The organism is Streptacidiphilus jeojiense, assembly GCF_000719095.1.
Lineage (GTDB): Bacteria > Actinomycetota > Actinomycetes > Streptomycetales > Streptomycetaceae > Streptacidiphilus > Streptacidiphilus jeojiensis.
Window position 1 is genome coordinate 32,998 of the sequence record NZ_JOEH01000017.1, and the last position, 25,209, is coordinate 58,206.

Genomic DNA, 25,209 nt, shown 5'->3' on the forward strand with positions numbered 1-25,209 from the left:
CAACTGGGCAGTTGCAGATGCTCAGGGGCGCGAGGCTCCGCTCGATGAAGAGCGCGCGCGACAAGCCATGCACACGCCGCAGCCCGTGCAGCACCGCCCTACCCGTCCATGCCCGCAAGAACCAGCGGCAGCCGCGAGGCCGCCCCCTCCACCAGCCGGACCGGGACGCCCCAGTCCTGCTGGTGGACATGGCAGGTCGGGTACTCGATCGCCGGGTCGTCGTCGCAGGAGGCGGCCATCGCGCTGATGTGCAGGACACCCTCGGTGACCGCCGGGTTCAACCGCAGCTCGCGGTCGAGCGCGGTGTCCGAGCCCTCGCCGGCGAGCAGCAGTTCGGGCGGGGTGGAGCTGACCAGCAGCCGGGTGGCGGGCCCGAAGCTGGTGTCCAGCTTCTGCCCGGCCGGCGGCGTGAAGATCACGTCGAGCCGCAGTGCGCCCGGGGCGACCTCGGTGGCCGGACGCTGGGTCCGGTGCGCCGCGGCCTCGACCTGGACCGCCTCCTCGGGCAGCCGCAGCCGGGTGAGCCGGTGCCGGGCCGACTCGACCACGACGATGTCACCGTCGACCACCACCGCGCCGGAGGGCTCGCGCAGGTCGGTGGCCAGGGTGGTGACCTCGCCGCTGGACGGGTCGTAGCGGCGCAGCGCGTGGTTGTAGGTGTCCGCGATCGCGACCGAGCCGTCGGGCAGCACGGTCACCCCGAGCGGGTGCTGCAGCAGCGCCTGCTCGGCCGCGCCGTCCCGGTGCCCGAAGTCGAACAGCCCGGTGCCCACGGCGGTGCTGACCAGGTGCGTGCCCGCGGCCACGGAGCGGACCGCGGAGGTCTCCGAGTCGGCCACCCAGAGCCGTTGCCCGTCCGGGCTGACGGCCAGTCCGGACGGCTGGGCGAACCAGGCCTCGTCCGCCGGGCCGTCGACCAGGCCCTCGTTGGTGGTCCCGGCCGCCACGGCGACGGTTCCGTCGGCCGGGTCCCAGGCCCACAGCTGGTGGGTGCCGGCCATGGCGATCCACACCCGGCCGTCGAACCAGGCGACGTCCCAGGGCGAGGAGAGGTCGACCTCGCGGGCCGGGCCCGAGGTGGCGGAGTTCTGCCACCACTGCCGGCCCGTCCCGGCCACCGTGGTCACCTCGCCGGTGGCCAGGTCCACCCGGCGCAGCGCGTGGTTGACGGTGTCGGCGACCACCACCGCGCCGCTGGCTCCGTCGTTGTCGGCGGGCAGCAGGGCCAGGCCCTGCGGCTCGCTGAACCGGGCGGTGCCGGCCGGTCCGTCGACGAACCCGCGCTCGCCGTCGCCGATCCGGCGCAGCACGGTCTCGCCGTCCTCGGCCAGCTCGACCAGCGAGTGGTGCCCGGAGTCGGCCACCAGGTAGCCGCCGCCCGGCAGCCGTACCGCCTTGCCGGGGAAGCGCAGTGCGCCGGGCTCGGCCACCGGCGGGACGTAGGGGCTGTCGCCGCGCCGCAGCGTCCCCTTGGCGGCGTGCTCCGCCTCCAGCTCTCCCACCAGGGTGGCGATGGCGTGTGCGTGCCCCTCGCCCGCGTGCTGGGCGACGACGTACCCCTCCGGGTCCACCACCACCAGCGTGGGCCAGGCCCGCACTGCGTACTGCTTCCAGGTCACCAGCTCCGGGTCGTCCAGCACCGGGTGCGCCACGTCGTACCGGGCCACCGCGTCGACCACCGCGCCGTGCTCGGCCTCGTGCACGAACTTGGGCGAGTGCACCCCCACGATCACCAGGGTGTCGCGGTGCTTCTCCTCCAGCTCGCGGAGCTCGTCCAGGACATGCAGGCAGTTGATGCAGCAGAAGGTCCAGAAGTCGAGCAGGACGATCTTCCCCCGGAGATCGCCGAGGGTCAGTTCCTTGCCGCCGGTGTTGAGCCAACCACCCTTGCCGACCAGTTCGGGAGCGCGAACGCGTGCACGTGAAGCCATGTCCCCATCCAACAGCATGATCCGGGTCCGCATTCCGGGCCGGGTTCGTCCCCGGGAGTGGGACAGTTGCCCCGGGCGGCTAGGAACTCCCTCCTGGGGGAAGGCGTCCTACCCGGTACAGGACCACTCCCGGAGGCGACACCCATGAAGTTCCTGATGCGTGACCGGATGTTCTCGATCGGCGACGATCACTGGATCACCACCGAGCACGGCGACAAGGCGTTCCTGGTGGACGGCAAGGTGCTGCGGGTCTCGGACACCTTCGAGCTGAAGGACCCGTCCGGGGTGAAGGTCGCGGTGATCAAGAAGAAGATCGTCAGCGTCCGCGACGCCATGAAGATCGAGCGGGACGGCGAGACCATCGCCACGGTGAAGAAGAAGCTGTTCACCCCGTTCCGGGACAAGTACGAGGCGCACCTCGACGACGGCCGCGAGTTCGAGATCCACGGCAACATCCTCGACCACGAGTTCGACATCGAGGACGACAACGGGGACCGGGTGGCCCGGATCTCGCGCAAGTGGTTCACCCTCAGGGACACCTACGGCATCGACATCGAGGACGGCCAGGACGTCCCGCTGCTGCTGTGCGTGGCGGTGTGCGTGGACCACCTGCAGCGGATGGAGGGGCACGGGGACTGACGGGGCGTCACCGTCCGTACGGCTTCAGTGGGGGCGGTGCTCACCCGAGGTGGAGCGTGCGCCAGCCGCGGGTGATCCGCTCGCCCAGGTCCGGCGGGCGCTGCGCCCCCGGCAGCAGCTGCAGCAGCAGCGCGTTGCCGTCCGCCGGACGCTGCGCGCTGTCCCTGGTGAGGGCCAGCCGGACCACGCGGAGCAGTTCGGGGGAGACCTGGCCGAGGGTGGCCAGCGCGGTCTCGTCCGGGCCGGCGATCAGCACCCGGTTGAGGATCGCCGCGGTGTCGCGGGCCTGGAACGGGCTGCGTCCCGCGGTCGCGGCGACCAGGCAGCAGCCCCAGGCCCAGACGTCGGTCCAGGGTCCGGCCGGCTCCTCGCCGAACTGCTCGGGGGCCATGTAGGGGAGGGTGCCGATGCCCATCCCGGTGCGGGTGAGCCGGGTGCGGTCCAGCATCACCGCGATGCCGAAGTCCAGCAGCCGCGGACCCGCGGTGGTGAGCATGATGTTGGCCGGCTTGAGGTCGCGGTGCACCAGGCCGCTGCGGTGCACCCCGTCCAGGGCGACGGCCAGGGCCAGGGCGAAGGCGTTCAGGGCCTCGGGGGCGAGGATCGGACCGCGCCGGCTGAGGTGCGCGTCCAGCGGGGCGCCGTCCAGCAGGTCCATGGCGATGAAGGGCAGGCCGTCGGCGATGCCTGAGTCGATGACCCGGGCGGTGTACGCGCTCGAGACCCGGCCGAGCGCCTCCGCCTCGCGCTGGAAGCGCTGTGCCAGCTCCGGGTCGTCGAGCAGTTCCGGCTTCAGGGTCTTCAGGGCGACCTGGGTGGCCGACCCCTCCAGGCAGGCGACGTAGACGGTGCCCATGCCGCCGGCGCCGATGCGGCCGAGCAGCCGGTAGGGGCCGAGGGTGCGCGGCTCGTGCGGGCCGAGCGGGGAGCAGCGGACCACCGGGGCCGGCGCCGGATCGGGCGCGCGGGTTGCGGGTGCGGTGGCCGGCCGCGGCGGTGGTGCGGTGGCGGGGGCGGTGGGGGACGCCGGCGGCGTGGGGACCGATCCGGGGTTGGGCAGGTTGGCGTACGGGGCACTGATGGGTGCCGCGGCGGGTGCCGGTACCGGCGGACCGGTGTGCGCCGGCGGGAAGGCGGCCGGACCGGTCCACAGCTGGGAGACCACCGGACCGGTGGCGACCGGGCGGCCGATCACCGGCAGCGGGGTCGTCATCGGCCGCTTGCCGTGGAAACGCCGGGCAGCCCGCAGTGCGACCAGCTGCCACAGCAGCAGCGTCGCGATGCCCAGCACCGGGAGCAGCAGCAGCGCGGCCAGGAACCGCACCGCGAGCTGCGGCCACAGGGTCCGGCGCAGCCGGGACCGCTCCCAGGTGCCGGAGGGGGTGTGCACCACGTGGAGCAGGTAGCGGGTCCGGTACCAGGCGCCGAGCCAGAGCAGCGCGAGGACCAGGCAGATCAGCAGCGTGGTCGCGCCGCCGTGGGTGCGGCCCTGGAAGGCCTGCGACAGCCAGGTGCTGGGGTAGGGCGGTTCGAAGCGGAAGAGCGCCAGGTCCCGCCGGTCGATGGGGTTCTTGGGGACGGCGATGTTCTCGATGTGCATCAGCACGGTCATGCCGCCCACGACCAGGACGCCGAACAGCAGCTCCAGGCCGCTCGCCAGCAGGTGCCGGGGGTAGCCGAGGTCGAGCTGGCGCAGCGCGTACTGGCGCTGGGAGGCGTCGTCGGCGAAGTGGCCGCGGATCTCCCTGCGGCGCTCCCCGGCCACGGCGCGGCTGCGCCAGCCGATCTGGGAGCGCAGCAGCCAGGCGATGCCGAGCAGGCGCAGTAGCAGCACAATGCCCAGTAGTACGGCGATCGGCTTCCAGGTCTCGCCCTGCGCCCAGTTCTGACCCGCCCCCGGTACTGCGGCGGCCGACAATGCAGCGACGCCCATGCGGCACTCCCCCTCGCGCTGCCGCCCCGGTCCCCCCGGCTCGGCAGAACCAGGAGCATAGTCGGGGCGGGTGCCGCGCCAGGGGCGGTTCGGGCTTCACAGTCGCCTTGAGTGGAATAGACTCAACTTACGTCATGCTGAACATGGCAACAAAGCGGTGGCACCACCGCACGCAGTCGAACAGCAGAGCACCTCGAACAGCAGAACACGGGAGGACGTACAAGCGTGGACGCGAGCAAGCTCACCACCAAGGCACAGGAAGCCCTGTCGGCGGCGATCCGGCAGGCGTCGAGCACGGGCAACCCCGATGTCACCCCGGTGCATCTGCTGCTCGCGCTGCTGGAGCAGCCGGAGGGCATCGCGGCCCCGCTGCTGGAGGCAGTCGGCGCGGACGTGCCGCGGATCCGGGCGGCCGCCACCCGGCAGCAGAACGCGCTGCCCAGCGCCCAGGGCTCCACCGTGTCCGGGCCGCAGCTGGCCCGGCAGACCGTCGGCACCCTCAACGAGGCGGCCGCCCGGGCCGCCGAACTGGACGACTCCTTCGTCTCCACCGAGCACCTGCTGGTCGGCCTCGCCGCCGAGGGCGGCCCGGTCGCCGAGCTGCTCAAGGGCGAGGGCGCCACCCCCAAGGCGCTGCTGGCGGCCTTCAAGGAGGTCCGGGGCAGCGCGCGGGTCACCTCCGCCGACCCCGAGAGCACCTACAAGGCGCTGGAGAAGTACGGCACCGACCTGACCCAGGCCGCCCGGGACGGCAAGCTGGACCCGGTGATCGGCCGGGACCAGGAGATCCGCCGGGTGGTCCAGGTGCTGTCCCGCCGGACCAAGAACAACCCGGTGCTGATCGGCGAGCCCGGCGTCGGCAAGACCGCCGTGGTCGAGGGGCTGGCCCAGCGCATCGTGGCCGGCGACGTCCCGGAGTCGCTGCGCGGCAAGCGGCTGGTCTCGCTGGACCTCAGCGCCATGGTCGCCGGGGCCAAGTACCGCGGCGAGTTCGAGGAGCGGCTGAAGGCCGTGCTCGCGGACATCAAGCAGTCCGAGGGCGAGGTCGTCACCTTCATCGACGAGCTGCACACCCTGGTCGGCGCGGGCGCCGGCGGGGACTCCGCGATGGACGCCGGCAACATGCTCAAGCCGATGCTGGCCCGTGGTGAGCTGCGGATGGTCGGCGCGACCACCCTGGACGAGTACCGCGAGCGGATCGAGAAGGACGCCGCGCTGGAGCGCCGCTTCCAGCAGGTCATGGTCGGCGAGCCCTCTGTCGAGGACTCCATCGCCATCCTCCGCGGCCTGAAGTCCCGCTACGAGGCGCACCACAAGGTGCAGATCTCGGACGCCGCCCTGGTCGCCGCGGCGACCCTGTCCAACCGCTACATCACCTCCCGGTTCCTGCCGGACAAGGCCATCGACCTGGTCGACGAGGCCGCGTCCCGGCTGCGGATGGAGATCGACTCCTCCCCGGTGGAGATCGACGAGCTGCAGCGCGCCGTCGACCGGCTGCGGATGGAGGAGATGGCGTTGGACAAGGAGTCCGACGCGGCCTCGGTGGAGCGGCTGGAGCGGCTGCGCCGCGACCTGGCCGACCGCCAGGAGCAGCTGGCCGGGCTCACCGCCCGCTGGCAGGCCGAGAAGTCGACCCTGAACAAGGTCGGCGAGCTCAAGGAGCGCCTGGACGACCTGCGCGGCCAGGCCGAGCGGGCCCAGCGCGACGGCGACTTCACCACCGCCTCCCGGCTGATGTACGCGGACATCCCGGCCGCCGAGCAGGAGCTCGCCGAGGCGCAGGACGACGCGCGCACCGAGGCCACCAGCGCCTCCATGGTGAAGGAGGAGGTCGGCCCGGACGACGTCGCCGACGTGGTGGCGTCCTGGACCGGCATCCCGGCCGGGCGGCTGCTGGAGGGGGAGACGGCCAAGCTGCTGCGGATGGAGGACGAGCTGGGCCGCCGCCTGATCGGCCAGACCACCGCGGTCCGCGCGGTCTCCGACGCGGTGCGGCGCTCGCGCTCCGGCATCGCCGACCCGGACCGTCCCACTGGCTCCTTCCTGTTCCTGGGGCCGACCGGGGTCGGCAAGACCGAGCTGGCCAAGGCGCTCGCCGACTTCCTCTTCGACGACGAGCGGGCCATGGTCCGCATCGACATGAGCGAGTACAGCGAGAAGCACAGCGTGGCCCGGCTGGTCGGCGCCCCGCCCGGCTACGTCGGCTACGAGGAGGGCGGCCAGCTCACCGAGGCGGTCCGGCGCCGCCCGTACAGCGTGGTGCTGCTGGACGAGGTGGAGAAGGCCCACCCCGAGGTCTTCGACATCCTGCTCCAGGTCCTGGACGACGGCCGGCTGACGGACGGTCAGGGTCGGACGGTGGACTTCCGCAACTCGATCCTGATCCTGACCTCGAACCTGGGCTCGCAGTGGCTGATCGACCCGTCGCTGGACGACGCGGTGAAGAAGGAGCGGGTGCTGGAGACGGTCCGCACCTCCTTCAAGCCGGAGTTCCTGAACCGACTCGACGACATCGTGGTCTTCGACCCGCTGGGGACCGAGGAGCTGGCCCGGATCGTCGACCTCCAGGTCGCGGCCCTGGCCAAGCGCCTCACCGACCGCAGGCTGACCCTGGACGTCACCCCGGCCGCCCGCGACTGGCTCGCCCTGACCGGGTACGACCCGGCCTACGGCGCCCGCCCGCTGCGCCGGCTGGTCCAGTCGGCCATCGGCGACCAGCTGGCCCGCGCCATCCTGAGCGGCGAGGTCCGCGACGGGGACACCGTCGTGGTCGACACCGCCCCGGACGCGGACCGGCTGACCGTCGGCCCGGCGGAGCGCACGGCCACCTCCTTCGAGAAGGAGTAGCCCGCACCCGGCCGCCCGCGCCCCGGGTGCGGCGGCCTGTGCGGCGCATGCCCCGGAACCCCGTCACGAGGGGCTCCGGGGCTTCGCCGGACCCCCCGGATGAGGCAGGATGGGGGCGGTAAGTCCATTCGAAGGGAACCCGGCCAAGTTATGAGCATCGACCCGTCTTCCATCCCCTCATTCGGGGTGCCGCAGCCGCAGCCGTCGGGCCAGGACGGGCCGCCGCCGGTCGTCGTGCCCGACCAGGACCTGGTCACCCAGCTGCTGGACCAGATGGAGCTGAAGCACGCCGTGGACGAGGAGGGCGACCTGCTCGCCCCCTGGGAGGGCTTCCGCGTCTACTACATGTTCCGCGGCGAGCAGAAGGAGCTCTTCGCGGTCCGCGCCTTCTACGACCGCCCGCACCCGATCGAGCAGAAGGCCGAGCTGCTGGAGGCCCTCGACGAGTGGAACCGGGAGACCCTCTGGCCGAAGGTCTACACCCACGTCCACGACGACGGCGTGGTCCGGGTCATCGGCGAGTCGCAGATGATCGTCGGCATGGGCGTCAACATCAACTACTTCGTGGCGATGACGGCCAACTGGACCCAGGCCGCCGTCGGCTTCGACCAGTGGCTGGTCGAGCGCCTCGGCCTGGCCACCGACGTCGACGAGGACGCGGACGGCACCGCCACCGACGGCCCGGCCGAGGGTGACGCCGAGGACAATGGCACCGAGGGCAACAGCACCGAGGACGGCCCGGCCGAGAGCTGACCGCTCGCTGCTCCGGGGGCCGGTACGCGCACGTCGCGTACCGGCCCTTCGCGTTGCCCTCGCCGGGCGGCGGTCCTCAGTTCGGGCTGTAGTGGGTCGCGGGCGGGCGCCAGTCCGGGCAGAGCAGGGGCCAGGTGGTGCCCGCCGGGGTGAGTCGGACCGGGGTGCTGGCGGTCAGGCCGTGGGCGAGCCGGGCCAGGCCCAGGGCCAGGGCGGTGGTGAAGCCGTACTTGTTCATCAGGGCGGCGCGGTACTGGGCGCCGAGGTCGGCGGTGCCCAGCGCCGCCCGGGCCGGGGACTGGCCGCCGGTGCGGGTGCCGCGGGCGTCGCAGGGGGCGACCAGCAGGCCGGGGCGGTTCCGGAGCCGGACGGCGATCGGGGAGTCCGCCGCCAGCAGCACCCCGAGGGCGTCGCCGTCTGCGACCACCTTGCACACCAGGCTGGTCGGGACCCCGTCAGGGGAGTACGCGGTGAGCAGGAGATGCCTGCTCTCCGAGAGCCGCAGGGGCCTGCTGCTGTACCGCCTCGTGCTGCTGTGCCGCCTCGCCAGTGCCATGGCCGTTCGCCTCCTGGGGGGTCGCCTTGGGTATCTGGGCAGCCTCGCCGTACCAGCCCCGGGAGAGCAGCGCCCGGAGCCTTTCCGCCGCGTGCACCTTGCGGCGTACGCCGTTGGGGTCCACCGCGGGCGGCAGCTCCACCGGCCGGTACTGCTCGTGCGCGGTCAGCACGTGCAGCCGCTCCGCCGGGAGCGGCTCGTGGACCTCGACGAACTCGCCGTGCGGCAGCCGCTTGATGGTGCCGGTCTCGCGGCCGTGCAGCACCTTCTCCCGGTCGATCCGCTGCAGGCCGAGGCACCAGCGCTTGGTGACGGTGAACGCCGCCACCGGCACCACGAAGAAGCCGATCCGGCAGGCCCAGGTGATGGCGTTGACGGAGATGCCGAAGCGCAGCGCGAACAGGTCGTTGCCGCCGGCGGCGAGCAGCAGCAGGTACTCGGCGATCCAGGCGACGCCGACCGCGGTCCGCACCGGGGCGTTGCGCGGGCGGTCCAGGATGTGGTGCTCGCGTCGGTCGCGGGTGATCCAGCTCTCCAGGAACGGGTAGACCGCGATGGCCACCAGTACCAGCGGGAACAGCGTCAGCGGCACCAGGATGCCCATCTCCAGGGTGTGGCCCCAGCCCCTGATCTCCCAGCCGGGCATGATCCGGATCAACCCCTCGGCCATGCCCAGGTACCAGTCCGGCTGGGCGTCGGTGGACACCTGGTCGGGCCGGTAGGGGCCGTAGGCCCAGATCGGGTTGACCGTGGCGACGGCGGCAACCACCGAGATCACCCCGAACACCAGGAAGAAGAACCCGCCGGCCTTGGCCACGTAGACCGGGAACAGCGGGGCGCCGATCACGTTCTTCTCGGTCCGCCCGGGGCCCGCGAACTGGGTGTGCTTGTGGTAGAAGACCAGGATCAGATGGGCCGTCAGCAGCGCCACCATCACGCCCGGGATCAGCAGCACGTGGATGGTGAAGAAGCGCGGGATGATGTCGTTCCCGGGGAACTGCCCGCCGAAGAGGAACATGGCGATGTAGGTCCCGACGATCGGTGTCGCCAGCACCGCCCCCTCGACGAAGCGGATGCCGGTGCCCGACAGCAGGTCGTCCGGCAGCGAGTAGCCCAGCAGGCCGTCGAAGAGGCCGAGCACCAGCAGGGTGAAGCCGAACAGCCAGTTGATCTCGCGGGGCTTGCGGAACGCGCCGGTGAAGAAGACCCGCATCATGTGCACCGTCATCCCGGCGACGAACACGATGGCGGCCCAGTGGTGGATCTGACGGATCAGCAGCCCGCCGCGGACGTCGAAGCTGATGTCCAGGGTGGACTTGTAGGCCTCCGACATCCGGATGCCGTCGAGCGGGGTGTAGCTGCCGTGGTAGACGACCTCGCCCATGCTGGGCTGGAAGAACAGCGTCAGGTAGATGCCGGTGAGAATGATGATGATGAAGCTGTAGAGGCAGATCTCGCCGAGCATGAACGACCAGTGGTCCGGGAACAGCTTCCGCAGGTTGGCCTTGGCCATCGCGTAGAGGCCGAGCCGGCCGTCGACCCAGTCGGCGGCCGCGACCGCCGGGCCTTCCTCCTGCTGCGCCTCCTGCTGCGACATGGTGCACCCCCTGCGATCAAGTGGGGTCAGCTCCCCACTTCCCGAAAAGGATCGTAGCAGTAACCGGACAGGACTCCCCACTTGCCCTGCTATCCTGCTTCCATGCACGTCAGCAACGCGCGCCCCACGGACCCCCGGCCGCCGCGGGCGGAGGCCCCTCCGCTGCGGGCGGACGCCCTGCGCAACCGGGAGGCCGTGATAGCCGCGGCCCGCGAGGTCTTCGCCGCCCAGGGGCTGGACGCGCCGCTGGACGAGATCGCCCGCCGGGCCGGCGTCGGCAACGCCACCCTCTACCGGCGCTTCTCCACCCGGCAGGCCCTGATCGAGGCGGTCTTCGCGGACGGGCTCAGCACGGTGCTGCGCGCCGGCGAGCGTGCGCGGGGGGCGGAGGACGCCTGGGCCGGGCTGACGGCGCTGGAGGAGGAGATCTGCACCCTGCTGGTGACCGACCACGGCGCCAAGGACCTGCTCACCACCGGGATCCGCGGCATCCCCACCCTGGACGCGCTGAAGCAGCACAACCTGGAGACGGTCACCCTGCTGGTCCACCGCGCCCAGCGGCAGGGCACCATGCGCACCGACGTCACCCCGGAGGACCTGCTGGTCAGCCTGGGCGCCCTGTGCGCCGCGGTACCCGCCCTCTCCGCCGCGGCCCCGGACGCCTGGCGCCGCTACCTCGCCCTGCTCCTGGACGGCTTCCGTGCCGAGGGCGCGCACCCCCTCCCCGCGCCCACGCTCACCCCGGCCCAGCTGGACACCGCCATGCAGGAACTCGCCGCCCCGATGCGGGCCTGATCCGCCCCCTACGGCGGTTCGGCGTAGCGTGAGAGCAGAACGTGACAGGCGGGGGACCGGCTACGGAGGCTGCCATGACCCGTCAGCACCACTTCCACCTCGACCACGCCGGGCACTCGATCACCGTCGAGGCCCGCACCGGTCGCACCCCCGAGGTCACCCTGCTCGTCGACGGCAAGGAGGTCGGCTACCGCCACCAGCGCGGCGCCGACGCCACCGTCCTCACCAGCGAACTGCCCGACGACCCTCCGCAGCCCTTCGAACTCCGCCTGGACCACCTCTGCCACGGCACCCGCGCCCTGACCTGCACCCTGCTCCTGGACGGCCGGGAACTCCCGATGCCGGAGCGCACCGCCGCCTAGGGCCGGACCGCCGCCTAGGGCCGGACCGCAGTCCGGGATCGCACCGCTGCCCGGCGTCCCGGCGCCGGTGCTACGCCACGAAGGACTTCGCCGCCAGCAGCCGCGCCAGGATCACCAGCGCTTCCCCGCTCGACTGGGCCTGCGCCGGGATGACCAGGTCGGGGTGGTGCGGCGGCTCGTACCGGCGGTCGGCCCCGATCGGGTCGTGGGCCCGGGCCGGCGCCTCCACGTGGACTTCGAGGAAGTGGGTGCCGCTGCTGCGGTGCCGGTCCCGTACGGCGTCGCGAGCGTTCGCGTCCGGTGCGGCCGAGGACACCAGGGCGATCACACCGTTGTGCGCGAGCACCTCGGCCGTCAGGCCGACCCGGTGCACGCTCCTGGCGGGTGCCTCGTCGGTGCTGAGTGCCGCCACCCGGTAGCCCGCGCCGCGCAGCCGCTCGGCCAGCGCCTGTGTCAGGGCCGATGTGCCGACGTCGGACGGACCGGTCAGCCATACCGTGACGCCGCAGCCGCACGGCTTGCTGCGCATCTGCATCATCGATTCAACCTCGTTCCACAGGCGGCGAGTTGGTCCGGCGCGGCCACAGCTCTCCGGAGAGGGTCCACCAGAGGGTGCCGTAGGCGATCACGATGCCGGCGATGCACAGGGCGGCCTCGGACGGTGCCATGGCCGTCGCGAGCCCCCCGGCCACCAGCTGGCTCGCGCCGAGGGACAGGGTGGAGAACATGAAGTCGACGCTGAGGACGCGCCCGCGGATGCCGTCCGGGGTGGCCGACTGCAGGGCGAAGGAGGACAGGGTGGAGTTCATGCTGCCGCCGACATGGGCCGCCACGACCAGCAGCACGGCCAGCGGGAACCAGGTGACCGTGGAGAAGCCCGCGTAGGCGGCGCCGAAGGTCAGCGTGGAGGCCAGGGTGAGGACGCGGATCCGGCCCTCCCGACCCGACAGCAGCCGCCGGCCGGTCACCGGACCGATCAGCGCGCCCACTCCCCGGGCGGCGTACAGCAGCCCGACGCCGACATCGCCCACGTGGAACACGGCCGCCCCCAGCGCCGGGAAGAGCGCCAGCACCCCGTTGCCCAGCGCGGTTCCCGGCTTGGCCAGCAGCAGCGCGACGATGCGGCGGTCCTCGCGGGCGAACGACGCGGTCTCGCGGAGGTCGTCCCGCACCCTCGCCCGCGGCCTTGCGTCCCGGCTGTCGCCGAAGGGCTTGCGCACCCGTCCGACCAGGGCCGCGGAGACGCAGAAGGTGACCACGTCGAGGGCGAAGCACCAGTCGATGCCGAGGACGGAGGCGAGCAGCGCACCCAGCGAGGCACCCACGGCCAGCATGACGCCCCAGGCGCCGCCGCTGAGGGCGTTGGCGGTCAGCAGGTCGGACGTGGGCACCAGGTTGGGGAGCGCGGCGCTCGCGGCGGGACCGTAGAACGCCTTCACGCCCGCGACACCGCCCAGTGCGACCAGGGCGATCCAGGCGGTCGACCCGGACCGCACCAGGAACAGGGTGGCGATGAACCCTGCGGAGAGCAGGTCGCAGAGGACCATCAGCCGGCGGCGGTCGACCCGGTCGACGACCACCCCGGCGTACGGCGACATCACGGCGATGACCAGGGTGTCGGCGGCGAGGACCAGCGCTCCCCACAACGGGCCGTCGGTCAGCTTCTGCAGCAGGGCCAGCAGCGGGATCATCGCGAACCAGTCGCCGCCGAGGCTGACCAGCTGGGACAGGTAGATGCGACGGAAGTCGGCCTCCTGGCGCAGCAGTCGCCCGGCCGGCCGCGGTGGCAGCGGCGGTCTCGGTTCGCTCTCCTTCGCGCTACTGCCCGTCAGCACGCAGGCTCGCACGAAGCTCGTCGGACCGCCCCGCCAGCAGGAGGGCGAGCCGGTGCCGGTCGGGATCGGGCAGTTGGCCGATCACCCGACCGTCCACCCGGGCGAGGAAGCCGCGGCCGATGTCCAGGGCCGTCGCCATCGCCCGGTCGGTGTTCTCCAGCATCGCGTGCATCGCGATCCGCAGGTCGCCGAGGCACATGTCGCGTTCGTAGACCGGCAGCAGTTCGGGGGCGTGCTCGCGGACGACGTCCCCGGTGACCGCCATCATGCGCATCCGGGCCGCGATGTTGTCGGGCTCGTACAGGCGCTGGGTGATGGAGCGTTCGCCCGCCTCCCGGATCCGCCAGTGGTAGACGACCTCCCCCACCACGTCCACGGTCCGCGCCTCGATGTGGGCCCGTACGGTGACGGGCGCGTCCTCGTACTGGGCCAGGGAGAAGGCGAAGCGGTGCTGCTCCCAGAAGGACCGGCGGAACACCTTGTTCCAGATCATCCGGTCCAGGATCAGGTCGCGGTCACGGGTGATGTGGGTGCGGCTGCGCGCGGTGGCGAAGACGTCGGCGTACCGCGGATGGCGGTGCGTGCCCGAGGAGTCGAGGCGTCTGACGTCTCCGGAGGCGAAGTCGGAGCCGGTGCGCTCCAGGGATTCCACCAGGACCCGGTAGGCCGCCGGCGGGACGACGTCGTCGGAGTCGGCGAAGGCCAGATAGCTGCCGGTGGCCCTCAGCGCGCCGGCGTTGCGGGCCGCGCTGAGGCCGCGGTTGGGCTGGGTGACCAGGGAGAACCGCTCGTCCTCGGCCACCCGTGCGGCGGCGGTCCGCGGGCTGCTGTCGGTGGAGCCGTCGTCGACCAGCACGACTTCGATGTCCTTGAGCTCCTGCGCGGCCAGCGAGTCCAGGAGTTCGGAGAAGTAGGGGGCGACGTTGTAGAAGGGCACGACGATGCTGAGTGTCGGCATGGGGGCTACCTCAGTCCTGGGTTGTGCGGGCGAGGATTCCGGTGGCGCAGGCGATGCCCCCGGCGCCCTTGGCGAGTTCCGGTATCGGAACGCGGGCGACGCACTCGACTCCGTGCCGGGCCAGCAGCGTCGCCGTGTCCGCGGACCCGGTCGGCATGAGGACCGCCCGCGGTGCCACGGTGACGAAGTTGAACGCCAGTTGGGTGCGGACCTCGTCGGACTCGGGGATGTCGACCACGGTGAAGCCCAGTTCCCGCAGCAGCCCGACCTCCCCGGGGTCCATGACCGAGGTCCGGGCGGCGAGCAGGTCCGCGTCCAGCACTTGGAGGACGCCCAGCAGGTGCTGGACCCCGGTCGGCACGGACAGCCGGACGACCCGCGCGCCCTGCTGTCCGGCCTCGTCCTCGACCTGTCGTGCACCCGCTTCGTTGGTGCGGGCGCCCAGCCCCACGGCGACCAGGTCGGAGCGCAGCCACTGGGCGTCCGCGCCCTCGAAGACGCCGTCGGCACCGATGGTCCTGGCCACCGGTACGCCCAGCCGGGCGCACAGTCTGAGGGTCTGCAGCTCCTCGCCCGCACGGACGGTGCTGGCCATCCGGGGGATCACCGCGCCGGCCCTGGTCATCCAGAGCAGATCCCGCGCGTACATGGCGTTGGCGCCCCGGTACGGGTTCCCGCCGGGGGGCCCGGGGGCGGGCAGCTCGTGCACGGTGACGCCCAGGGCGCGGTAGGTCTCGGCCAGCCCGTCCAGGTCGCGGCGGAGCGCGGTGCGGTCGAGCCGTTCCAGGTGCTGGAGCGCGTCCGGCTCAGCGGCGGTGAGCAGTTCGGCCGACGGGCAGTGCAGGACGACGTCGGTGAGCGGGTCGAAGTCGCGGCCCACCCGCAGCGGCGCCCATGCACCACCGCGGGCGAGGTCGTCCTCCTGCCGCCCGGGCCGGGAGCGCCAGCCCGGTCCGTGGTAGGCGGCCGCGGTCACAGCCATCGCTCCTCCTGCCCCTGGTGGTAGCCGAGTTCGTCCGCGACCGCCCGGACGGCCGGCTGGTCCAGCGCGGGGAGCACCAGGTCGGCCCGCCGGCGCCAGCGCGCGGGACGGGGACGGGCGGTCGCCATCACCACCGGGAAGTCCACCGGACCGGGTGGCTGCGGGATCCCGGCGAAGGCGAAGACGGACCGGAGGGTCGGCTCCCGGGTGCCGGGATCGAGGATCCGCTCGAACGGCACCCGCAGGACGGCGTCCGCGGTGTCGGGGCCGAGGCCGTCCAGGGCCGCCCGGTGCGCGCCCGCCCACTGGTGTGCGCAGACCCGTTCCAGCGGCTGGTCGACGAACTTCCCCCAGCCGGGCGGGATGTCGAAGTTCCACCAGCGCCGCGCCGCCGACCCGAGTTCCGAGTACCCGTCGATGGACAGGGTGTGCTGCTCGGAGACGTCGTAGGAGAAGAACCCCCGGTCGCGCCAGCCGTCGTAGAGGCCGTTCACGCTCGCGGCGGGATTGCGGGTCAGGTGGATCACCCGGATCCGGGCGTTCGGCATCAGCCGCCGCAGCAGCGGCAGCCGGTAGGCGTCGACCGACGACTTGATCACCACGGGATGCCGCCGCAGCGCGTCGGGACCGGCGGCGGTGCGGGCGCGCGGCACCACGAACGGCGGTTCCTCGATGCAGTAGCCGTCGTGGGGCGGGCGGAGCGCGTCGTCGGCCGGCCGGCCGCGCAGCGCGGGCGGCAGGTCGTAGCAGCACGGGTCGAGCCGCGGATGGTCGGCCCGGAGTTGCTGCAGCACCGCCGCGAACAGCGTGTCGGGATCGTCGGGGCCGGGGCAGGTCCGCAGCGCACGGGTCACCGCGTCCTCGACGGTCGGGTACCCGATCTGCTCCAACGGCCACTGCAGGGCCAGCCGCCGGGTCACCACGGCCGCGTACCGCTTCAGGCCGACGGCATCCGACGGGAAACGGGCCGGCCCCGAGCCGAGCAGGGACATGAAGTCCCGGGAGAACTCGGCCCGGTCGAACGCGACGTCCGGCTCCAGCGCGTCGGAGCCGTCGGGGCCGCGGTCGAGCCTGTTCAGCTTGTACAGCGCGGTGTGCTCACCGGAGATGGACAGCACGTCCGGCTGGTCGGAGAGGATCTGGTGGAGCAGGCTGCTGCCGCCCCGGGAGGAGGCCACGATGGCCACCGCGCTGGTGATGCCGGACAGGTCCGCCGCTTCGGCCGGACCGTCGGGCGCGGCGCTCCGCAGCTCGGCCAGGGTGCGCCGGGCTGCGGTCAACGACCTTTCACGGGACGGGACTTCCAGCGCCTGAGTCATGGCAGCCGGACCCCGTCCGCGGTGCTCTCGGTGAAGTCGATGCCCCCGCCCGGTGGGACGTCGACGGTGAGCGGGCCGCCCGGGTGCTCGCGCGGTTCGGTGAGCCGTCCGCCGGACGGCGACAGCACGGTGAAGCAGAGCCCCGCGGCCTCGGCGTCGACCGTCAGCCGGGTCGCGTAGCCGCCGTTGAGCACGACGGCGGGCCGGTCGATCCGGCAGGACGTGGAGGGCTGCAGGACGAACACGATGTCGCGCTCGGCGGCCCGCGCCCGCAGCACGCCGTGCGAGGCGTTGTGGGCGGTCCGGTGTTCCAGGAAGCCGCTCATGTTGTCGGCGTAGAGGCGGTGGTACCACCGCAGCACGTCCCTGGACTGGTCGGAGAGGCGGGCGAAGTCCGATCCGTAGGCCGGGATGCCGGCGGCCAGCATGGCGATGACCGCCACCGCGACGTCCTGCGGGGAGTCGTCGGGGCCGAAGGTCTGGTAGTCGTTGATCGCGGCCGGGGTGTAGGCCTGGACGTGCAGGGTGCGCAGGAAGTTGGTCCGCGGGTCGAAGGGCGCGTCGCCGGCGCGCATGCAGGTGCCGTACGGGGTGAGGAACACCGTGCCGTAGTTCTGCTTGAGTTCGACGATGTAGTCCGGGGACAGCTCGTGCGTGCGCCGGTCCGCCTCCGCCAGCATCAGCCGCAGGCCGATGAGCATCGAGTCCAGGTCGTGCTCGTGGTGCGGGCTCTCGCAGCGCAGGTCGGGTATCCAGTTGAACAGGTCGTACTTGGCCCCGTGGAAGCCGTACTCCTGGACCAGCCGTACGCAGACGTCGGCCATGGCCCGGCGGGCCTCGGCGTTCATGAAGCAGAGCGAGTAGAACTGGGTCTCGCCCAGCACGGGTTCACCCGAAGCGGGTGCGATCAGCAGGTGACGGCGCCCGGCGAAGGCGTCGGACGCCGGTCCGACGGCGTGCGGGGCGCACCAGATGACGGCCCGCGCCCCCAGCGCCTCGATGCGGCGCACCAGCCCGTGCATGTCGGGGAACTTGGCCGGGTCGGGCGTCCAATCGCCGATGTTCAGCGGGGTCTCGTAGGCGGTGTCGAGGCCGGGGCCGAACCAGCCGTCGTCGATGATGAAGTTCCGGACGCCGACGTCGAGGCCGATCTTGACGTTCTCCAGGACCATGTCCTCGCCGATGTCGTCACTGGCCCAGTCGGTCCAGCTGCACCAGAAGGGTTCGAAGGAGGTGGCGACGATGCGGTCCTCCAGCCCGAAGACCGAGCGGGTCCGCTCGGAGAAGTCCCGCAGCACGTCCAGCCAGGGTCCGTGGCTGCCCTGCTCCGGCCTGGTGCGGAGGTAGACGTACTCGGTCACCGAGCCGTCGGCCGCCGGAACGGACCGGGGCAGCGGGTACTCGTCCGTCCCGCGGCGGACACTCACCTCGACGCCACGGGTGTGGACGTTCAACGCCCGGTTGGAGACCGGCTCCAGGAGCCGGAGGTCGGTCTCGACCAGTTCGCCCAGGACGCCCATGGCCAGCTCGACGTTCCCGTCCCGCCCGGTGAACAGGTAGAGCGGGACCTTGACGTCGTTGATCTTCGACTGGGCGAGCCGCCCGTACTTCCAGAAGCCGGTGACGTGCATCAGGTTCATGAACCAGCGGCCGCTGTCCGGTGGGACCACCTCGTCGAAGTTCCCCATCGGGGCCCGCAGCAGGTACTCCAGGGAGACGATCCGCTCGCCGCCCGGCGGGCGCACGGTCACCCGGTACGGCGCCGCCGCACCCACGCCGACCTCGACGCCCTCGCGGGTGACCGCGGCGGCCTCCCCGAGCGCGAAGGGGCCGAACTCCCGCTCCTCTCCCGACTCCAACCGGACTAACAAGCGCATGTGCGGCATCGCGTGCATGGCTGTGCCCTTCTGATCGTTGCGGTGCTGATGCACTGGCAGAAGGCCCTCACCGGGCGGTAGGACGGGTCGGTGTTACGCTCCGTTCACAATCCGGAGCTAACCATAATCAAACATTGAGCGTCAACGGATCAGCTCAACTTCCCAGGATAATCAACATAGTTGAACCAAATCAGACACCAGCGGTGTCGCGATCTCAGTGCTGGATCAGCCCGCCGACCGGCACGGGCGGGACGTGGCCGGTGGCCGGGGCGGTCCGCGCCAGGGCGAGGCCGACGTCGACCAGCGACGACCGGCGCAGCCGGGCGACGTCGGGGACCGGGGTCCACACCGACTCGGCGGTCTCGCCGTTCGGTTCGGGCCGGAGCCGGCCGCCGACGATGCGGACCTGGTAGAAGACGCCGACGTTCTGGTGCTCGGCCCCCGCGCGAGCGAGGGCGGCCGGGATCACCCTGGAGTCCACGCCCAGCAGGCGCTCGACCACCGCGTCGCAGCCGGTCTCCTCGGCGACCTCCCGGACCACCGCGTCGAAAGCGTTACTGGTGGCGCAGGTCGGCGAGGCCTGCGGTCAGTCCCTCGACCGCTGCGGAGATCACGTCCAGGCGCTTGCAGAAGGTGAAGCGGACCTGGCTGCGGCCGGCGTCGGGATCGTCGTAGAAGACTGAGTTGGGGACGGCGACGACGCCGCAACGGGCGGGCAGGGCGCGGCAGAAGGCGTAGCCGTCCTTCTCGCCGAAGGGGGTGATGTCGGTGGTGATGAAGTAGGTGCCCTGCGGCTCGTACACCTCGAACCCGGCGCTGCGCAGTCCGGCGTCCAGCAGGTCGCGCTTGCGGAGCAGGTCGGTGCGGAAGTCGGCGTAGTACGCGTCCGGCAGGCGCAGGGCCTCGGCGACGGCGTACTGGAACGGGCCCGCGCTGACGTAGGTCAGGTACTGCTTGGCCGTGCGGACGGTGCTGACCAGCTCCGGGGTGGCCGTCACCCAGCCGACCTTCCAGCCGGTGAAGGAGAAGGTCTTCCCGGCGGAGGAGATGCTCACCGTGCGTTCGCGCATGCCGGGGAGCGCGGCGATCGGGTGGTGCGCGCCGGAGAAGACCAGGTGCTCGTAGACCTCGTCGGTGACCACCAGCAGGTCGCGTTCGACGGCGAGTTCGGCGATGGCGGTCAGTTCGTCGGGGGTGAGCACCGTGCCGGTGGGGTTGTGCGGGGTGTTGAGCAGCAGCAGTCGGGTGCGCGGGGTGACCAGGGACCGCAGCAGGTCCAGGTCGGGGCGGAAGTCCGGGGCGCGGAGCGTCAGCGGGACCCGGGTGGCGCCGGCCATGGCGATGCAGGCGGCGTAGGAGTCGTAGAAGGGCTCAAAGGCGATGACCTCGTCGCCGGGTTCGAGCAGGGCGAGCATCGCCGCGGCGATGGCCTCGGTGGCACCGGCGGTGACCAGGACCTCGGTGTCCGGGTCGTAGCCGAGGCCGTAGAAGCGCTGCTGGTGCTCGGCGATCGCGGTGCGCAACTCGGGGATGCCGGGGCCGGGCGGGTACTGGTTGCCCCTTCCCTCGCGGATGGCCCGCGCGGCGGCCTCGGCGATCTCGGCCGGGCCGTCGGTGTCGGGGAAGCCCTGGCCCAGGTTGATCGCCCCGGTCGCGGTGGCCAGGGCCGACATCTCCGCGAAGATCGTCGTCCCGAGCCCGGCCAGCCGGCGGTTCAACAGCGGCCTCGCACCCATGTCGCCAACACCTCTCCTGCGCCGTCCGGTGACGCCCCTGCCGGGCAGCCTACGGGTTCGCGACCGGACGCCCGGTCAGGGCGGGGTGGTGACGTGACCGCCTCCCCCGCGTCGGCCGCGCCACCCTGGGGGGTGACGGCGCGTCGGCGATTGACAGGCGGGTGTGCCGTACGAGTGACCCTCGAAGGAGTGAGAACAGCGGGGGACAGTGCTGGGGTCGATTGCCCAGGGCATGTGACAATCGTCGATTTCCTTCACCGGCCCTTCCGAAGCAGTTCCCAGGGTGCTGCCGGTTATCCCTGCGACCAGGGTTTTCCCACGTCAACGGGCAGCATCGGTCAGGGCCGCGGACACAAGGAGAAGGAATCCATCCGGGAATGATGGTAGGGCGGTGAAGTTGGGTAAATGCTCTACGAACACGGAGTATTCGTGCTTCCCTGCTTCTGAGTCCCCGAATGACCGCTGCCGCAGGGCAGCCATGTCCCGATGCGCCATGCCCGCAGGACCGTGCGCGTGTTCGGCGGCAGTTCCGACCCGGTGCCCTCGAGTGACCCGAGTACGCGGAGCCAAGAATGCTCACCACCCTGAACACCTCCTACACCGACACCCGCGCCGGGGATCTGGCCTGGTGCCTGGGCAGCAAGGAACTGCCCGCGCTGGCGGTCCTGGATCTCCGGATCGGCCCGGTGGACCTCCAGTTGCGCCTGCTCGGCGCCTCTCACCAGGTGGTCCTGGGTACGGAGTCCGGCCGTTGCTCGGAGACCGTGGCCTGTCTGCCGGGGCGGCGCTCGCCGCTGCCGGCCCGGGTGGCCGAGCGCGTCCAGGGTCGGGAGTACGAATTCGCGGCCCGGGTGGAAAGACTGGAGGAACAGAGTTTCGCCGGTAGGGCACAGGAGTTGCTCGCGCTGGTGGAGAACCATCCCTATGGACTGGCCGGGGTGTTCCCCGGCGACCCGACCGCCTTCACCGCATTGCTCGCCGGAGGCGACGCGCAGGGCATCCACTGGCGCACCTGGCATGCCTATCCGCAGGAGGGGCGACTGGTGTGCACCCGCTCGTCGCTGAAAGTTCAGGACTGGTACCGGAGTTGACGGATCGGCAGGGGAACCGGAATTCCGTGCGGGGTTCCGTCAGAGGTTCTGCACGAGGGCGGTACCAGGCTCGGTGCGGTTTTCATGGACATGCCCATGTGTATGTCCGCTCACATGATCGAAGCGTCAATGCGGAACATGTCCCTATCACTCTCACGGGGGAAGTGGCCGTGACCTGACGTCGCCTAGCGTTTGTTCGTGATCAACCATTCCGCAGGTTCCTCGCAGCCGCCGACCGAGGGCACGCCTGCCGACGGCAGGCGTGCCGCCCGGCTGCTGGTGCTGCTGGCGGCGTTCGTCTGCGCCGCCTGCGGTCTGGTGTACGAACTGGAGCTGGTCGCCCTGGGCAGCTACCTGCTCGGCGACTCGGTCACCCAGGCCTCCGTGGTGCTCTCGGTGATGGTCTTCGCCATGGGTGTGGGCTCACTGCTGGCGAAGCGCTTCACCCGCCGCCCGGCCACCTCCTTCGCCCTGGTGGAGAGCGCACTCGCGCTGGTCGGCGGGCTGTCCGTGCTGCTGCTTTACGGCTGCTTCGTCTGGGTCGGCCACTACCGGACCGCCCTGGTCGGGGTGGCGCTGCTGATCGGCATCCTGATCGGGGCGGAGATCCCGCTGCTGATGACCCTGATCCAGCGGATCCGCAGGCAGGAGGCGGGACGGGCGGTCGCCGACCTCTTCGCCGCCGACTACGTCGGCGCCCTGGTCGGCGGTCTGGCCTTCCCCTTCCTGCTGCTGCCGATGCTGGGCCAGGCCACCGGCGCCCTGCTGACCGGCGCGGTCAACGCCGTCGCCGGTGCGGTGGTGGTGCTGTGGCTGTTCCCCAGGGAGCCCAGCCCCCGGGTGCGGGTGCTGCTCTGGGGCCTGTGCGGCGCGGTGCTGGTGGTCCTGGCCGTCGCCGCCGCGCTCACCGGGGCGTTCGAACGCGCCGCCCGGCAAGCGCTGTACGGGGCGCCGATCCGCTTCTCCACCCAGAGCCGCTACCAGGACATCGTGCTGACCGGGGCCGCACGGGTGCCCCCGCCGCGCACGGCGAGCATGGGGTACCCCCCGCACGAAGTGCCCGGGGAGGGCAGCCAACCCGCCTTCCGTCCGGCCGAGGACGCGGCGGCTGCGGCTTCGCTGCGGATGTACCTCGGCGGCAGGCTCGCCGTCTGCGGCGCCGACCAGGCCCGCTACCACGCCGCGCTGGTCCAGCCCGCCCTGGTCGGCGCGCACGCCCGGGTGCTGGTCCTCGGCGGCGGCGACGGCCTGGCGGCGGCCGAGGCGCTGCGCGAGCCGGGCGTGCGGGAGGTGACCGTGGTCGAGATCGACCCGGCGGTGGTGCACCTCGGCCGCACCGACCCGGCGCTCACCCGGATGAACCGGAACGCCCTGGCCGATCCCCGGGTACGGGTGGTCACCGCCGACGCCTTCGACTGGCTGCGCACGGCGGCCCGCGGCGGGCACCGCTACGACGTGGTCGTCGCCGACCTCCCCGATCCCGGCTTGGACGAGGGGCGCAAGCTCTACACCCAGGAGTTCTACGGCATGGTCCACCGGGTGCTGGCCCCGGACGGGCGGCTCGCCGTGCACGCCGGACCGGTGGCCGCGGACGCCTTCTGGGCGGCCGAGGCCACGCTGCGCTCCACCGGGCTGCGGACCGCCGAGTACGCGGTGCCCGCGGACCGCTCCTGTGACGGGCCGACCGACTGGGGGTTCATCCTGGCCTCCGTCGGCACGCCGAGGCTCCGCCCGCCGACCAGTTCCGACGCCTCGCCCGGCAGCCTGGACGCGGCCGCGCTGCGGATCGCGGTCACCCTCGCCGACCTGCGTCGTCCCGCGCACCAGCCGGCCCCGTCGACCCTGCTGAACCCGCGCTGAGGCCCGTCGCGAGGCCGGGCGAGGCCCGTGGCCCGTGGCGGGCTGCGCCGAATCCGTGCCGAATCCGTGCCGGGTTCACGTTGCGTGAGGTTCACAGCCGCATACGCCCGCCCGGGAGCCGGGTGATCTGTAGGCTTCCAAGGCATGGAGCATGAGGTTCTGGTACCGCTTCCGCAGCAGGCCGTCCGAGAGGCGCTGCGCCGTTCCGAGCTGCTGGCGCGCTGCCTGCCGGGATTCACGGCGGAGCAGCCCGAGGTCCGGCCCGGCGCCGGCGGCGGCGACGATCCGGGCGGCACCCCGGCGGGGCCGGCGCTGGTGGGCCGGTTGAAACTGCGGATCGGCAGCTCCTCCATCACCTACCGTGGCGAGCTGGAGTTCGTGCCCGCGACCGACGCCGATCCGGACGGCGACGCCGGCTACGCCAGAGACATGGTCGTCGCCGTCCGGGCGCAGCAGTCCGTCGGCAGCGGCGCGGTGTCGGGGCTGCTGCGGGTCGCGGTGCTGCCGGACGGCGAGGACCGGGCCCGGGTGCTGTTCCACGGCGACCTCGCGGCCAAGGGCCGGGTGGAGGAACTCCACCCGGAGGCGGTCTCGGTCGCGCTGCGCCGCCTGCTGGATCGTTTCTGCGCGGCGATGGTCGCCGACCTCGCCGACGCCGACCTGATCGGCGCCGACGGTGCCGCCCAAGGGGACGGCGCCGAGGACGATCCGATCCTCTTCGCCGAGCTGGCCGACCTGGAGGAGCTCGCCGAGCTGGGCGAGCTCACCGACCTCTCCGAGCTGGCCGACTTCGACGACCCGCAGGGCCCGGACAGCCCCGAGGACCCGGACGGCATCGAGGGGATCGACGGCGTCGACGAGTCCGGACTGTTCCTGATCGACGAGCCCGCCGGCTCCTTGGACGCATCCTCCTTCAACGCCGCCGCCGCGCTCAACGAGCCCTGGCCGGACCCCTCCGGGACCCGCCGCAGCATGGTGGGACGGTCCGCCGAGGAGGTGGACCACGCCCCGCCGAGCGGTCGCTACGGCCCCACCCTGCCTCCGCGCAGTGCCCGTTCGCGCGCCGCGGCCCGTTGGGGCGGCCCGTCCCGCCGGATGGGCGAGCCGCCGTCCGCCGACGGCGAGCCCAGCCGGGTGCCCTGGGTGGTCGGCGGCGGAGCGGCCCTGCTCGGCGGGGCCGTGATCCTGGTCAGGGTGCTGCGCCGGCGCGGGTAGCGTCGACCCCGACGACTCCGTCGACCCGACGTCCCCGCACTCCAGGAGGCCCGATGCCCCGCTCCGCCGCTTCTTCGGCCGCTCCCGCCGACGCCGCCGTCCTGCTGACGGCGGGTGACGTCGAGGTGACCGTGCTGCCCGGCGACGGCTGCCGCCTCGGCAGCCTCAGGATCGGCGGCACCGAACTGCTGCGGACCGGGCAGGACCCCGCCGCGCAGGGGAAGGGCGTGTTCGCCTACGGCTCGTTCCCGATGGTGCCCTGGGCCGGGCGGGTCGACCACGGCCGCTGGCGCAACGGCGGGGAGCGCCACGAGCTGCCGGTCGACATGCCGCCGCACGCCATCCACGGCACCGGCGTCCGCACCGCCTGGCGCGAGGCCGCACCCGTCGGCGCGACCAGCGCCGCGTACTACTACGACCTGACCGAGCCGTGGCCCTACGCGGGCCGGGTCACCCAGCTGTTCGAGCTGACCCCGGAGTCGCTGCGCACCACCCTCTCGGTGGAGACCGCCGAGGTCTCCTTCCCGGCCATGGCCGGCTGGCACCCGTGGTTCCGCAAGCAGCTCAGCCCGGACGGGGCGGCAGCCCGGCTGGACTTCGAGCCGTCCTGGCAGGAGGAGCGCGGCAGCGACCACCTGCCCACCGGCAACCGGATCAGTCCGGTCGACGGACCGCGCGACGACTGCTTCGGCCTCCCGTACGGGGTCGACGCCACCCTCGTCTGGGAGGACGAGCTCAGCCTGGAGATCAAGGCGGGCTGCGACTGGCTGGTGGTCTTCGACGAGCAGGACGACGCCATCTGCGTGGAGCCGCAGACCGGACCGCCCAACGGCCTGAACACCGCTCCGCGCCTGGTCACCCGTATCGACCCGCTGGAGGTCAGCACCACCTGGACCTGGCGGCGCCACTGAGCCGGCGTCGAT

General features: G+C 72.3%; 19 protein-coding genes and 2 pseudogenes. 9 read left to right on the forward strand and 12 right to left on the reverse strand.

The annotated features are described in order from the left end of the window. Nucleotides 1–98: 98 nt before the first annotated feature. Entirely contained in the window at nucleotides 99–1,931 is a 1,833-nt protein-coding gene (locus IF29_RS0122660; RefSeq protein WP_030257973.1) for an NHL domain-containing thioredoxin family protein, read from the reverse strand. Between the two features lie 144 nt (nucleotides 1,932–2,075). On the opposite strand from IF29_RS0122660, the gene IF29_RS0122665 reads away from it, so the two are divergent. Then, a complete protein-coding gene (locus IF29_RS0122665) occupies nucleotides 2,076–2,570 on the forward strand; it encodes an LURP-one-related/scramblase family protein (protein ID WP_030257976.1) in 495 nt (164 codons plus the stop codon). Between the two features lie 40 nt (nucleotides 2,571–2,610). On the opposite strand, the gene IF29_RS43800 is transcribed toward IF29_RS0122665, so the two are convergent. After that, nucleotides 2,611–4,503, reverse strand: coding sequence for a serine/threonine-protein kinase (locus tag IF29_RS43800; protein ID WP_157623875.1), 1,893 nt, complete (start codon nucleotides 4,501–4,503; stop codon nucleotides 2,611–2,613). Nucleotides 4,504–4,728: 225 nt separating this feature from the next. On the opposite strand from IF29_RS43800, the gene clpB reads away from it, so the two are divergent. Both clpB and IF29_RS0122680 read left to right on the forward strand, forming a co-directional pair. Beyond that, nucleotides 4,729–7,350 carry an ATP-dependent chaperone ClpB gene (gene clpB, locus IF29_RS0122675; RefSeq protein ID WP_030257980.1) on the forward strand — a complete coding sequence of 874 codons (2,622 nt, stop codon included), beginning with the start codon at nucleotides 4,729–4,731 and terminating at the stop codon, nucleotides 7,348–7,350. A gap of 150 nt (nucleotides 7,351–7,500) precedes the next feature. Next, nucleotides 7,501–8,103 carry a type III secretion system chaperone family protein gene (locus IF29_RS0122680; protein WP_030257982.1) on the forward strand — a complete coding sequence of 201 codons (603 nt, stop codon included), beginning with the start codon at nucleotides 7,501–7,503 and terminating at the stop codon, nucleotides 8,101–8,103. A gap of 76 nt (nucleotides 8,104–8,179) precedes the next feature. Here the strand turns inward: IF29_RS0122680 and IF29_RS0122685 are convergent, their stop codons facing one another. Next, nucleotides 8,180–8,530 carry a PNPOx family protein gene (locus tag IF29_RS0122685; RefSeq protein WP_051725737.1) on the reverse strand — a complete coding sequence of 117 codons (351 nt, stop codon included), beginning with the start codon at nucleotides 8,528–8,530 and terminating at the stop codon, nucleotides 8,180–8,182. Nucleotides 8,531–8,654: 124 nt separating this feature from the next. Further along, nucleotides 8,655–10,256, reverse strand: a pseudogene (qcrB, locus tag IF29_RS0122690) (cytochrome bc1 complex cytochrome b subunit); the annotation flags it as partial. 102 nt (nucleotides 10,257–10,358) lie between these two features. On the opposite strand from qcrB, the gene IF29_RS0122695 reads away from it, so the two are divergent. Together IF29_RS0122695 and IF29_RS0122700 are read left to right on the forward strand one after the other, a co-directional pair. Further along, on the forward strand, nucleotides 10,359–11,051 hold the full coding sequence (locus IF29_RS0122695; RefSeq protein ID WP_157623876.1) for a TetR/AcrR family transcriptional regulator: 693 nt from the start codon (nucleotides 10,359–10,361) through the stop codon (nucleotides 11,049–11,051). 74 nt (nucleotides 11,052–11,125) lie between these two features. Continuing rightward, the gene (locus tag IF29_RS0122700) at nucleotides 11,126–11,413 is read left to right on the forward strand and encodes a hypothetical protein (protein WP_030257989.1); all 288 of its coding nucleotides are present in this window, start codon (nucleotides 11,126–11,128) and stop codon (nucleotides 11,411–11,413) included. 70 nt (nucleotides 11,414–11,483) lie between these two features. Here IF29_RS0122700 and IF29_RS0122705 read toward each other — a convergent pair whose 3' ends face one another. The 8 genes and pseudogenes from IF29_RS0122705 to IF29_RS0122740 all read right to left on the reverse strand — a co-directional run bounded on the left by IF29_RS0122705 (nucleotide 11,484) and on the right by IF29_RS0122740 (nucleotide 20,120). After that, nucleotides 11,484–11,951, reverse strand: a complete 468-nt coding sequence (locus IF29_RS0122705; RefSeq protein WP_051725739.1) for an adenylyl-sulfate kinase — start codon at nucleotides 11,949–11,951, stop codon at nucleotides 11,484–11,486. Between the two features lie 4 nt (nucleotides 11,952–11,955). Beyond that, entirely contained in the window at nucleotides 11,956–13,248 is a 1,293-nt protein-coding gene (locus tag IF29_RS0122710; RefSeq protein WP_051725741.1) for an MFS transporter, read from the reverse strand. Continuing rightward, complete coding sequence (locus tag IF29_RS0122715; protein ID WP_030257994.1) at nucleotides 13,232–14,206, reverse strand: glycosyltransferase family 2 protein; 975 nt, start codon at nucleotides 14,204–14,206, stop codon at nucleotides 13,232–13,234. The genes IF29_RS0122710 and IF29_RS0122715 overlap by 17 nt, the downstream gene beginning before the upstream one ends. Nucleotides 14,207–14,216: 10 nt before the next feature. Continuing rightward, nucleotides 14,217–15,188, reverse strand: coding sequence for a dimethylarginine dimethylaminohydrolase family protein (locus IF29_RS0122720; protein WP_157623877.1), 972 nt, complete (start codon nucleotides 15,186–15,188; stop codon nucleotides 14,217–14,219). Beyond that, nucleotides 15,179–16,468, reverse strand: a complete 1,290-nt coding sequence (locus IF29_RS0122725; RefSeq protein ID WP_030257999.1) for a sulfotransferase — start codon at nucleotides 16,466–16,468, stop codon at nucleotides 15,179–15,181. The genes IF29_RS0122720 and IF29_RS0122725 overlap by 10 nt, the downstream gene beginning before the upstream one ends. Before the next feature lie 35 nt (nucleotides 16,469–16,503). Continuing rightward, nucleotides 16,504–18,384, reverse strand: coding sequence for an alpha-galactosidase (locus IF29_RS0122730; RefSeq protein WP_198037534.1), 1,881 nt, complete (start codon nucleotides 18,382–18,384; stop codon nucleotides 16,504–16,506). Between the two features lie 214 nt (nucleotides 18,385–18,598). Continuing rightward, a pseudogene (locus tag IF29_RS0122735) lies at nucleotides 18,599–18,934 on the reverse strand (NUDIX hydrolase); the annotation flags it as partial. Between the two features lie 4 nt (nucleotides 18,935–18,938). Beyond that, nucleotides 18,939–20,120 (reverse strand): pyridoxal phosphate-dependent aminotransferase, encoded by a 1,182-nt coding sequence (locus IF29_RS0122740; protein ID WP_030258006.1) that lies wholly within the window; start codon nucleotides 20,118–20,120, stop codon nucleotides 18,939–18,941. Between the two features lie 572 nt (nucleotides 20,121–20,692). On the opposite strand from IF29_RS0122740, the gene IF29_RS0122745 reads away from it, so the two are divergent. From IF29_RS0122745 to IF29_RS0122765, 4 genes are all read left to right on the forward strand, one after another. After that, on the forward strand, nucleotides 20,693–21,211 hold the full coding sequence (locus IF29_RS0122745; protein ID WP_030258008.1) for a DUF2617 family protein: 519 nt from the start codon (nucleotides 20,693–20,695) through the stop codon (nucleotides 21,209–21,211). Nucleotides 21,212–21,412: 201 nt separating this feature from the next. Next, complete coding sequence (locus IF29_RS42315; protein ID WP_051725792.1) at nucleotides 21,413–23,071, forward strand: spermidine synthase; 1,659 nt, start codon at nucleotides 21,413–21,415, stop codon at nucleotides 23,069–23,071. 144 nt (nucleotides 23,072–23,215) lie between these two features. Beyond that, entirely contained in the window at nucleotides 23,216–24,286 is a 1,071-nt protein-coding gene (locus tag IF29_RS0122760) for an SRPBCC family protein (protein ID WP_030258011.1), read from the forward strand. A 53-nt stretch (nucleotides 24,287–24,339) separates the two neighbouring features. Beyond that, nucleotides 24,340–25,197: an aldose epimerase family protein gene (locus IF29_RS0122765; RefSeq protein ID WP_030258013.1), complete on the forward strand. Its 858-nt coding sequence runs from the start codon at nucleotides 24,340–24,342 to the stop codon at nucleotides 25,195–25,197. Nucleotides 25,198–25,209 lie beyond the last annotated feature (12 nt).